Source organism: Rhizobium sp. CNPSo 3670, from assembly GCF_057784555.1.
In genome coordinates, this window is sequence record NZ_JBXSOL010000017.1 from 58,586 (window position 1) to 70,108 (window position 11,523).

Sequence of the window (11,523 nt, forward strand, 5' to 3'; positions counted from 1 at the left end):
ATCCGCCAGTGCTCACCCCTTGCCTTTCCCGTCCATCCCGCCAAAACTGCCGCGGAAACGATGAGCCCAACGAGAGTGCCGGAAAGAGGGCATGACAGCGCGCCAACGCATCATTCCGGTGAGACGCGAATATAATCGCTGGGTCGCCAACCAGACGCTTGAAGACTATGCGCTGCGCTTCACCGCAAAGAGCGCCCGCCATTTTTCGTCTGAGCGCATCTCGCAGACGGCAATCGGCGCGATCTCCTTCCTGGCGCTCGAAGCGATCGGCGGGGCGATCACCCTCTCCTACGGCACCACCAACGCCTTCTACGCCATCATCGTCGCCTCGATCGTCATGCTGGCAATCGGCCTGCCGATCAGCCGCTACGCCATCCGCCACGGCGTCGACATCGATCTTCTGACGCGCGGCGCCGGCTTCGGCTACATCGGCTCGACCATCACCTCGCTGATCTATGCGAGCTTCACCTTCATGCTGTTTGCGATAGAGGCCTCGATCATGTCCGGGGCCCTGGAGCTCACCCTCGGCATTCCGCTCTGGATCGGCTACATCATCAGCGCCGTCATGGTGATCCCGCTAGTGACGCACGGCGTGCGGCTGATCAGCAAGTTCCAGCTGATCACCCAGCCCTTCTGGATCGTGCTGAACATCCTGCCCTTCATCTTCATCGCCTTCATGGACTGGGAGAAATTCGATCTCTGGCGCGCCTTTTCAGGCATCCGCCACGCTTCCGGCCCGCCCGGTACCATCGCCGACTTCGATCTGATGGAGTTCGGCGCCGCCTCCGCCGTCATTCTGGCGCTGATGTCGCAGATCGGCGAGCAGGCCGATTTCCTCCGCTTCCTGCCGCCGGCGCTACAGCGCAAATGGCGCCATCGCCTAGCCGTCTTCCTTGCCGGACCCGGCTGGGTTATCATCGGCGCGCCGAAGCTGCTTGCCGGCTCCTTCCTGGTCGTGCTCACCTTCACTTCCGGCGTTCCCCTGGACCGCGCCGCCGATCCCGCGCAGATGTACCTCACCGCCTTCGGCTACATGGTTCCCTGGCACAATGCTGCGCTGCTGCTTATGGCCGCCTTCGTTGTCGTCTCGCAGCTCAAGATCAACGTGATGAACGCCTATGCCGGCTCGCTCGCCTGGTCGAATTTCTTCTCCCGGCTGACCCACAGCCATCCCGGCCGCGTTATTTGGCTTGTCTTCAATGTTGCGATCGCCCTGCTGTTGATGGAACTCGGCATCTACCGGCTGCTGGAGGAGACGCTCGGCATCTTCTCGATCATCGCGATGGCCTGGCTCTGCACGATCTCCGCCGATCTCTTCATCAACAAGCCGCTGGGGCTCGCGCCTGCCGGCATCGAGTTCAAGCGCGCCCATCTCTACGACATCAACCCGGTCGGCCTCGGCGCCATGACGCTGTCGGCGACGATATCGCTGATCGCGCACTTTGGCGCTTTCGGCGAGATGGCCGCGTCGCTTGCTCCCTATATCACCCTCGTCATCGCGCTGTCTGCCTCGCCTGCCATTGCCTGGGCGACCAGGGGCAAGTTCTATCTCGCCCGCAAGCCGCGCCAGAGCTGGAAGAATCTGACCAGCATCACCTGCTCTGTCTGCGAGCATCCCTTCGAGCCGGAGGATATGGCCTGGTGCCCGGCCTATGCAGCCCCTATCTGCTCGCTCTGCTGTTCGCTCGACAGCCGGTGCCACGACATGTGCAAGCCGGCCGCGCGTTTCAACGCACAGGTCGGAACCGTCGCGAGGACGCTGCTGCCGGAGAGCGTTCTGGGCAAGCTGACGACACGCCTTGGCCGCTACGGCATCGCCGTGGCGCTGGCGCTGACCGCCATCGGCGCGATCCTGGCGATGATCGCCCATCAGGTCGCCTCCGCCTCGCCGGAGACGGCAGAGGTGGTCAATCGCACCATTCTGATCGTCTTCTTCGTCTTCTCTGTGATATCAGGCGTCGTCTGCTGGTTCTATGTGCTCGCCCATGATAGTCGCGTCGTCGCCGAGGAGGAATCCTCGCGCCAGAACACGCTGCTGCTCAAAGAAATCGCCGCCCACAAGAAAACCGATGCGGCCCTTCAGAACGCCAAGGAGACGGCCGAGGCCGCCAACCGCGCCAAGAGCCGCTATGTCGTCGGCCTCAGCCACGAGCTGCGCACACCTTTGAACGCCGTGCTCGGCTATGCCCAGATCCTCGAACGCGACGAAACGATCCCGGCGCCGCGCCAATCCTCGATCAAGCTCATCCGCCGCAGCGCCGAACATCTCTCGGGGCTGATCGATGGCCTGCTCGATATTTCGAAGATCGAGGCCGGCCGCCTGCAGGTCTATTCCAACGAGATCAATATCCATGACTTCCTCGACCAGATCGTCGAGCTGTTCCGCCCGCAGGCGCAGGCCAAGGGACTTGTCTTTCTACATGACCGTTCGCCTGTTTTGCCGCAATTCGTCCGCACCGACGAAAAGCGCCTGCGCCAGATCCTCGTCAACCTGCTCTCCAATGCCATCAAGTTCACCGACGAAGGCAGCGTCGCCTTCGATGTCGCCTATCGCAGCCAGGTCGCGACCTTCACCGTCACCGATACCGGCCGCGGCATTGCCGAAAAAGACCTGACACGCATCTACGAACCTTTCCAGCGGGGCGAGGCAGACAGCGTGCGGCCGATGCCTGGCCTCGGCCTCGGCCTCACCATCACCCGGCTTCTGACCAACACGCTCGGCGGCGAGATTGCGGTATCCAGCGTCAAGGACGAAGGTTCGACATTCCGTGTGCGGCTCATGCTGTCCGCCGTCATGCGCGCCGCCGCGCCGCCGCAGGAAAAACGCATCGTCGGTTACGACGGTCCGCGCCGCACCATCGTCGTCGTCGACGATAATGAGGATCACCGCGAGATGATGCGTGAAATCCTGGCGCCGCTCGATTTCATCGTGCTGACGGCGGCAGGCGGCGCCGAGTGCCTGACACTGATCGACGGCATCCAGCCCGATCTGTTCCTCGTGGATATACTGATGCCCGGCATGAGCGGCTGGCAGCTCGTCTCGCGTCTGCGTGAGGCCGGCCAGACGGCACCGATGCTGATGCTTTCGGCCAATATTGGCGATGCGACGGTTCTGAGCGACAGCGACGACAGCCACAATGACGCTATCGGCAAACCGATCGACATTCGCCAACTGCGTGACAAGCTTGCCCTGCATCTCGGCCTGAATTGGGTCTATGCCGATGATGCGCCCGCCGCTCCTGCAAAGATCGAGGCGCAGCTGCTAGGCCCGGGTGCAGCCCATGTGCAGGAATTGCTACGGCTCGGCGAGATCGGTTACATCAAGGGCATCGAAGCTAAGCTTTCGGACCTTGCCAAGGTAGAGGCAAATCGGCCATTCACGGAGGCTCTTCGACCCTATGTGGCCGCCTTCGATCTGGCCGGCTTCATGTCCTTCCTGCACGACTTCGACGAAAAGGTGGAATCCATTGGCTGAGCCGGCCCTCCCCCGCGACATCGTTTTGCTGGTCGACGACTCGCCGGAGGCACTCGGTTTCCTGACGGATGCGCTCGAACAGTCCGGCTTCTCCGTTCTCATCGCCACCTCGGGCACGGCAGCGCTTGGCATCGTCGAGCGCATCACGCCTGATCTGATCCTGCTCGACGCTGTGATGCCTGTGATGGATGGCTTTGAGACCTGCCGCAGGCTGAAGGCAAATGCCGCCGTCGGCCAGGTGCCGGTGATTTTCATGACCGGCCTGACGGAGACCGAGCATGTCGTGCACGCGTTGGAATCCGGCGGCGTCGATTACCTCACCAAACCGATCAACATCGACGAACTGCGCGCCCGCATCCGCGTCCATCTGCGCAATGCCCGCTCGGCCCAGAGCGCCCGCGTTGCGCTGGACGCTGCCGGCCGTCACCTGCTGGCGGTCAAGGGCGATGGTGCGATCCACTGGTCGACGCCGCAGGCAACGCGGCTCGTCAATGCCGCCATGGGCAGTGACGACGGCATTGAGATCGTCGTCCGTCATATTGCCGGCTGGATGCGCGACCGCGCAGGCGCGGGACGAGACGGCATCATCTCAATCACCCATGCCGGCCAGGCAGCGCTGCAGCTTGCCTTCCTTGGCGCGATCGGCCCGGATGAATATCTCTTCCGCCTCACCGCCGCCAGCCACCGTAGCGATGACGAGATGCTGCGCCAACGTTTTTCACTCACCCAACGAGAATCCGAAGTGCTGCTCTGGATCGCCAAGGGCAAGGCCAACCGTGACATCGGCGAAATACTGGGTTTGTCGGCGCGCACCGTGAATAAGCACCTCGAACAGATCTACGTGAAACTCGGGGTAGAGAACCGCGCATCGGCCGCCGTGAAGGCGACTCATGTGCTGCATGAGATGTGATGGATAGCGGAAGGCGTTCCGTGGATCACGCCTCCTCCACCGCACCGCTGACAAGCGGCAGCAGTACCACTTTCTCCATCCGGCCAAGCCAGCGCCGCTTCACCGGCTGACCGCCCGGTGGATGAAGCGCCGTCAAAAAAGAAGCCCGGTGAACCGGGCTTCAATGATCATATTCCTAGAGAGGAAGCTAAGCTTACTTGGTCTCCTGCGGGACGTAGGTGTACTTGCCGTCCGCGCCCTTCTTCCATTCGTACATGATGTAGCCAGGAATCTTCGGGTCGCCCTTTTCGTCGAACGAAATGTCGCCGAGCACCGTCGGGAACGGACCCTTTTCCTTCATGGCCGTGGCAACGGCTTCAGGGTCCACCGAACCGGCAGCCTTGGCAGCGCCGGCAATCGCCTGCATCGCAGCGTAGGAGTAGAGCGTATAGGCTTCCGGGTTGAAACCAGCAGCCTTGAACTTTTCGACGAGCTCCTTGTTCGCCGGGTTCAGCGTCGGATCGGGGCCGAAGGTGTTCAGAGTACCGGCGACAGCGTCACCAGCGATCGAGGCCAGCTCGTTCGAAACGATGCCGTCACCGGAAACCAGCGTTGCCTTCAGGCCCTGGTCTGCGGCCTGACGGATGATGAGACCGGCTTCGGTGTGCAGACCGCCCCAATAGATGATCGAGACGCCGGCTTCCTTCATCTTGGCGATGAGGGCCGAGAAGTCCTTGTCGCCGACGTTGATGCCTTCGTACATGACTTCCGTCAGGCCGGCGGCATTCATCGCCTTCTTGGTTTCGTCTGCAAGGCCCTGACCGTATGGGGTCTTGTCGTGAATGACGGCGATCTTGGCGTCCTTGAAGTGGTCGGCGAGATACTTGCCGGCGATGGCGCCCTGCTGGTCGTCACGGCCGCAGGTGCGGAACGTGTTCCAGAGGCCCCGTTCCGTGAACTTCGGGTTCGTAGCGGCCGGGGTGATTTCGAGGATGCCGTTTTCGGCATAGACTTCCGAAGCCGGGATTGAAACGCCCGAGTTGAAGTGGCCGATGACGAACTTGACGCCGTCGGCAACGAATTTATTGGCAACCGAAATGCCCTGCTTCGGGTCGGAAACGTCGTCGCCGAGCTCGATCTTGATCTGCTCGCCATTGATGCCGCCAGCAGCGTTGATGTCGGCGGCTGCCTGCTCGGCACCCTTCTGAAGCTGAGCGCCGAAAGCGGCGTTCGGGCCGGTCAGCGGACCAGCGACAGCGATGAGGACGTCGGCCCAAGCGTTGCCGCTGAAGGCGACCATCGCCGTCAGAGCCACTGCCGACAGAAGAGACTTCTTCATATTGTTACTCCCAATTTTTGGGCGGGTTCCGGTCCAAGGCCCGACGCATTACCCACCATAGACTGCGCCAGGAAAGCTGTTCCGCTCCGAAGGCAATTCATGCCTAGTTTCAACGGACTGTCAATGTTTGTCCTTCCACGAAAACGCGGAAGTTTTTTCGTACAGCCAGTAATAGTTGTTGACCATCTGATTGGTACGGCGAAAGCGAAAGCCCGCCGTCGAGAAGACAAGCAAGGTCACGAAGTCGATGCCATAGTAGAGGGCGCTGAGCATCGGCCCATTGAACAGGGCGTGGTGTAGAAACTGCATCGCCCAGGCAAGGAGGAAGGTGTAGACGACGGCCAGTGGATAATTGTTCCAGCCGTCAGCAACCGCCTTGCCGGCTCGCCAGGCCGTCCAGAAGCCGATCAGAACCACGAGGGCGCGAATGACGACGCGAACGCCGTCGTCACTTTCGAAGAAAAGTCCCTGCATGTTAAACTCTCCCTTCGACTAGTGTCTTCCGCCTTCGAGATAGGCGGCGCGGACTTCCGGATTGGCGAGCAGTTCCTTGCCGGAGCCGCTCATCGTCACCTTGCCGTTCACCATCACATAAGCGCGGTGCGAAAGCCTCAGTGCCGCGAATGCGTTCTGCTCGACGAGGAACACGGTGAGGCCTTCCTGCTCGTTGAGCTTCCGGATCGCTTCGAAAATCCCCTTAACGATCAGCGGCGCCAGGCCGAGCGAAGGTTCGTCCAGCAGCAAGAGCTTCGGACGCGCCATCAGCGCGCGGCCGATCGACAGCATCTGCTGCTCGCCGCCCGAAAGCGTGCCGCCGCGCTGGGCATGGCGTTCCTTGAGACGCGGGAAGAGCGTGAAGATCTTCTCGACGTCCTCAGCAAAATATTTGAGATTGTCGAGACCCGCGCCCATCTGGAGGTTTTCCATGACCGTCATGCGCGGGAAGATGCGACGCCCTTCCGGCGACTGCGCGATGCGCAGGCGTGCGATTTCATGGGTCGGCATACGGGTGATCTCGCGACCCTCGAAGACGACCGATCCCTTACGGGCCTGAGGGCTGCCACAGATCGTCATCATCAGAGTTGACTTTCCGGCGCCATTCGCGCCGATCAGACTGACGATCTCGCCCTTGTTGACCTCGACATCGATGCCGGCCAGCGCGCGGATATTGCCGTAATAAGTTTCGACGCCATTCACCTGAAGAAGCGGTTGACCCGTCATGACTGCATCGCCCATCAGTTTGCGCCTCCTTCGAGCTGCTCGACGGTTGCGATCACCTCTTCCACTTCTTCATCCTCGACGCCGAGATAGGCCGCAATGACCTTTGGATCGTGCTTCACATGATCCGGCGTGCCGTCGGAAATCTTCTGGCCATATTCGAGGACGACGACGTGATCGGAGATTTCCATAACCACAGACATGTCATGCTCGATAAGGAGAATGGAGGTTCCGGTATCGGCGCGAATGCCCTGCAGAAGCTCGTTGAGCTTAGCGGATTCGCGTGGGTTGAGGCCTGCGGCCGGTTCGTCCAGGCAGAGCAATTCCGGGCCCGTGCACATTGCACGTGCGATCTCGAGACGGCGCTGGGCGCCGTAAGGCAGATCGCCTGCCGGATCGTCTGCACGCTCGATCAGATCGGCCTTTTCAAGCCAATGACGCGCCAACTCGACGGCTGCGGCGGCTTCTCGCCGGTAAGGGCCGATGCCGATGAGGCCGAGAATGGTATAACCCGACGCCTGCATCAGCTTGTTGTGCTGGGCGACGAGCAGATTTTCCAGAACCGTCAGGCCGGAAAACAGCCGGATGTTCTGGAAGGTGCGCGCCACCTTGGCTTCCTTGGTGATACGAAAGTCCGGGAGACGCTCCAGCAGGTACTGCTTGCCGCTTCTCTGATTAAGCGTGATCATCCCCATCGTCGGCTTATAGAAGCCGGTGATGCAGTTGAAGACGGTGGTCTTGCCGGCGCCGTTCGGACCGATCAACGCGGTGATGTCGCCGCGCTTGGCCTCGAAGGAGAAGTCGTTGATGGCCATCAGGCCGCCGAACTTCATCGACAGGTGCTCGACCTTGAGAAGCGTGTCGCTCGACATCGTATTGGTGACGGGGCTCATCAACCGTGGCCCTCCTTGGTGAAGCTTCCGGATACGGCCTTGCGTGTCTTGAGGAAGGCGGTTGGTTCACGCGATCCGACGAAACCGCGCGGTTTGAACAGCATGACGACCACCATTGCGAGACCGAAGAGCAGCATGCGGTAGAGTTCCGGCGTGAAGTCGGGCCCGAAGACTGCTTTCAGGAAATCCATTTCGCGCAACGCTTCGGTACCGCCCACCATGACGATCGCGGCGATCGCAATGCCGGTCAGCGAGCCCATGCCGCCGAGAACGACGATAGCGAGAACGACGGCCGATTCCAGGAAGATGAAGGATTCCGGCGAGACGAAGCCCTGGCGAGCGGCGAAGAACGAACCCGCGAAGCCGCCGAACATGGCTCCGGTCGCGAACGCCGTCAGCTTGGTCGTCACCGTATTGATGCCGAGCGAACGACAAGCGATCTCGTCTTCACGCAGCGCTTCCCAGGCACGCCCGATCGGCATGCGCCGCAGGCGGATGGTGACGTAAGCCGTCAACATGCACAGCGCCAGGATCAGGTAAAAGAGGAAAATCTTGTAGTAGGCGGAAGACATCGGCAGGTGAAAGAGCTTGGCAAAGCCGCCGGCCGTCGCATCGAAGGGAATGCCGAAGAGCGTCGCCTTTGGAATGCTTGAGATACCGAAGGTTCCCTTGGTCACGTCGGTCCAGTTGATCAGCACGAGGCGGATGATTTCACCGAAGGCGAGCGTGACGATGGCGAGATAGTCGCCGCGCAGACGCAGCACCGGGAAGCCGAGAATGACGCCCCAGAGCGCGGCCAGGATGCCGGAAAGCGGCAGGAGCAACCAGAAGGACAGGCCGAAATAGCTCGACAGCAGAGCATAGGAATAGGCGCCGACCGCATAGAAGGCGACATAGCCGAGATCGAGAAGGCCCGCGAGGCCGACGACGATGTTCAGCCCCCAGGCGAGCATCACGTAGATCAGGATCTGGATGCCGAAATTGTCGACCCATTTCAATGAGCCCTGAGCGCCGACTGCCGCCACGATCACCATCGGATAGAGCAGCAGCGCAATCAGTGCGATCTTCAGGAAATGCCGATGGAAGAAGCTCTTCTCGGTCGAAATGTCGAGATCGCCCTCCCGCGCCTTCCGCAATTTGCGGCGGTCGATATTCGGCTTGATGAAAACGACCATGGCGAAACGGCCGATCGCCGCGATGGCGACGAAAATCGCCAGCAGACCCCAGCGCTGGATGATGATCAGCTCGTTATTGATGTTCTGATCGGTCTTCAGACCGACATAAAGAACAAACATGCCGAGCGACAGGACGGCGGCGAAAAGGGCTTCGATAAGACCTTTGCGGACAAGTCCGGCATCGGGCTTGCCTGCAGAATTCTCGATGTTTGCCATGACGTTATACCTTCTCGACTTCCGGCCGTCCGAGGATGCCCGTCGGCTTGAAGATCAGCACGAAAGCGAGGATGGCGAAGGTCGCCACATCCTTATACGCGATGGTGAAATAGGCCGACCACAGCGATTCGATCAGGCCGATCATCAACCCGCCGAGAACGGCGCCCGGCAACGAGCCGATGCCGCCGAGAACGGCTGCGGTAAATGCCTTCACACCCGGCGTGAAACCATCGGCGAACGAAGCAACGCCATAATACATCAGATACATCGTCCCGGCGACGGCAGCCAGCGCCGCCCCCATGACGAAAGTGATCGAGATCGTCTGGTCGACATTGACCCCGAGCAGCGCCGCCATCTTGCGATCCTGCTCCGTGGCGCGCTGGGCGCGGCCAAGCGCGGTATGATTGACGATATACCAGAAGACGGTCAGCAGCACCGCCGTGATCAGGATGATGATGATCTGCTTCAGCGACACCGAGATGTTGCCGAACTGGTAAACCGAGCTCACCATTGGCGGGATCGGCTTGTTGCGCGGTCCCTGCGTCACCTGGATGAAGTTGGACAGCACGATCGACATGCCGATTGCGGTGATCAACGGTGCAAGGCGGAAGGATCCGCGCAGCGGACGGTAGGCAACACGCTCGATCGTCCAATTCCACAAGCTCGTCATCAGCATCGCAACGACAAGCATGGCCAGCAGCAAAATTGCCACCGGGAGACCTGCGAAGATGGATGTAAGGACGAGAAAGACGATAAGAGCGGCGAAACCACCGAGCATGAAGATGTCGCCATGGGCGAAATTGATCATGCCGATAATGCCATAAACCATCGTATAGCCGATAGCCACGAGGCCATAGATGGATCCGAGCGTCAGCCCATTGAAGAGCTGCTGGACGAAATACTCCATATGTCGTTTTCCCCTGGATGCGAGCCGAAGATGCTGCATCTCTTTTTGGTTATTCGGCTCCCCGTTCAAGGAACCTCATAGGCCGCATCCATACCGGTTTCGTTGAAAATGTGAAGACAAAAAGGGTCTACTCCAGCAGATTCTTGTTCGAACAGGCCTAAATGGCGCATTTTGAACCAGAATCCACAGAAAATCGGCAAAGCCCGACCCATTTTTAGCCAAAATCCTCTGCCGGCTTAACCATCCGGCAAGCGCGCCTTCGATTTCCTGCGTCGCTTCCCGCGTAAGCCATTCCGCAAGGCTGGAAGAAAGCGCAAATTCAACCCTTGAGCCCGCAGTTTTTGCGAATGGTTTTTCACATGCAAATGCCGCCATCCTCGCCTGACAGCTGCGTGAACTTATGGTAGCATCAACTATCTGCGTTATCGGGGGTGCGGGGCGCGGCGAGAACCACCATATCGATATCTGGTGCGACAGGGATGGTTGACGACGAGCGACAGCGGGCGCTCGCGGTGCGGCGAACGGCAAAGGACAATGCTGACCACATTTGAAAAGGCGGCGCTCGAAGCCGGCAAGGCCATCATCGCGGTTTTGCGCGAAGGCTTTCCCATCGCCATGAAGGCGGACGCAAGTCCGGTTACGGTTGCCGACGAGGAGGCCGAACGCATCATCCTGGCCCATCTCTCCAGGGATTATCCCGACATACCCGTCGTGGCGGAAGAGTCGGTTGCCGCTGGCAACGTGCCCGACATCAGCGGCCGGGGCTTCTTCCTCGTCGACCCGCTCGACGGCACACGTGAATTCGTCGACGGACGGCAGGAATTCACCGTCAACATCGCCTATATCGAGAACGGCGCCCCGGTCGCCGGGATCGTCTACGCGCCGGCGCTCGGGCTCGCCTTCTCAGGAGAACGCGGCCGTGCCGAAAGGCTTGATGTCACCGAGGACTTCACCATTGGGGCACGCACCGCAATTGCCGTGCGCGAGCAGCCGGACGATCGGCTGGCACTTGCAAGCCTTCGTCACAACAGCCCGGAGACAGGAACCTTCCTCGCCGATCATGCGATCTCCAAATGCACCAATATGGGCTCTTCGCTGAAATTCTGCCTGTTGGCGGAAGGCAAGGCCGACGTCTATCCACGCTTCACCCGCACGATGGAGTGGGACACCGCGGCCGGCGACGCGGTGCTGCGCGCCGCCGGAGGGTCGACAGTGACGCTCGACGGGGCGCTGCTGACCTATGGCAAGACGGGGGCGGCGGCCGATTTCGACTTTGCAAACCCGAACTTCATCTCCTGGGGCGGCAGGAAACGCGTCCTCGAACCCGCGTGACCATCCAGGCATTCGGCAAATGCCGTGATAGCGCGATGCCGCCCTTTATGATGTTCTGCGCCTGCCGCGGCATTCCCTA

Annotated in this window: 9 protein-coding genes; 3 read left to right on the forward strand and 6 right to left on the reverse strand. The window is 60.6% G+C overall.

What is annotated here, in order from left to right; genetic code table 11:
* The first annotated feature begins 91 nt into the window (after nucleotides 1–91).
* Both AC13QO_RS18775 and AC13QO_RS18780 read left to right on the forward strand, forming a co-directional pair.
* Nucleotides 92–3,475: a hybrid sensor histidine kinase/response regulator gene (locus AC13QO_RS18775; protein ID WP_488541498.1), complete on the forward strand. Its 3,384-nt coding sequence runs from the start codon at nucleotides 92–94 to the stop codon at nucleotides 3,473–3,475.
* The gene (locus tag AC13QO_RS18780; protein ID WP_097600672.1) at nucleotides 3,468–4,385 is read left to right on the forward strand and encodes a response regulator transcription factor; all 918 of its coding nucleotides are present in this window, start codon (nucleotides 3,468–3,470) and stop codon (nucleotides 4,383–4,385) included. Before AC13QO_RS18775 ends, AC13QO_RS18780 begins: the two co-directional genes overlap by 8 nt.
* Before the next feature lie 193 nt (nucleotides 4,386–4,578).
* Here AC13QO_RS18780 and AC13QO_RS18785 read toward each other — a convergent pair whose 3' ends face one another.
* The 6 genes from AC13QO_RS18785 to AC13QO_RS18810 all read right to left on the reverse strand — a co-directional run bounded on the left by AC13QO_RS18785 (nucleotide 4,579) and on the right by AC13QO_RS18810 (nucleotide 10,112).
* Nucleotides 4,579–5,703, reverse strand: coding sequence for a branched-chain amino acid ABC transporter substrate-binding protein (locus AC13QO_RS18785; RefSeq protein ID WP_085779191.1), 1,125 nt, complete (start codon nucleotides 5,701–5,703; stop codon nucleotides 4,579–4,581).
* A 120-nt stretch (nucleotides 5,704–5,823) separates the two neighbouring features.
* On the reverse strand, nucleotides 5,824–6,177 hold the full coding sequence (locus tag AC13QO_RS18790; protein WP_085779192.1) for a DUF6867 family protein: 354 nt from the start codon (nucleotides 6,175–6,177) through the stop codon (nucleotides 5,824–5,826).
* An 18-nt stretch (nucleotides 6,178–6,195) separates the two neighbouring features.
* A complete protein-coding gene (locus tag AC13QO_RS18795) occupies nucleotides 6,196–6,939 on the reverse strand; it encodes an ABC transporter ATP-binding protein (RefSeq protein WP_176536353.1) in 744 nt (247 codons plus the stop codon).
* Nucleotides 6,939–7,814, reverse strand: coding sequence for an ABC transporter ATP-binding protein (locus tag AC13QO_RS18800; protein ID WP_064804536.1), 876 nt, complete (start codon nucleotides 7,812–7,814; stop codon nucleotides 6,939–6,941). The genes AC13QO_RS18795 and AC13QO_RS18800 overlap by 1 nt, the downstream gene beginning before the upstream one ends.
* On the reverse strand, nucleotides 7,814–9,205 hold the full coding sequence (gene livM / locus AC13QO_RS18805; RefSeq protein WP_085779193.1) for a high-affinity branched-chain amino acid ABC transporter permease LivM: 1,392 nt from the start codon (nucleotides 9,203–9,205) through the stop codon (nucleotides 7,814–7,816). The genes AC13QO_RS18800 and livM overlap by 1 nt, the downstream gene beginning before the upstream one ends.
* Nucleotides 9,206–9,209: 4 nt before the next feature.
* Nucleotides 9,210–10,112 carry a branched-chain amino acid ABC transporter permease gene (locus tag AC13QO_RS18810; RefSeq protein ID WP_064811172.1) on the reverse strand — a complete coding sequence of 301 codons (903 nt, stop codon included), beginning with the start codon at nucleotides 10,110–10,112 and terminating at the stop codon, nucleotides 9,210–9,212.
* 534 nt (nucleotides 10,113–10,646) lie between these two features.
* On the opposite strand from AC13QO_RS18810, the gene cysQ reads away from it, so the two are divergent.
* A complete protein-coding gene (gene cysQ / locus AC13QO_RS18815; protein WP_488541499.1) occupies nucleotides 10,647–11,444 on the forward strand; it encodes a 3'(2'),5'-bisphosphate nucleotidase CysQ in 798 nt (265 codons plus the stop codon).
* The last annotated feature ends 79 nt before the right edge of the window (nucleotides 11,445–11,523 follow it).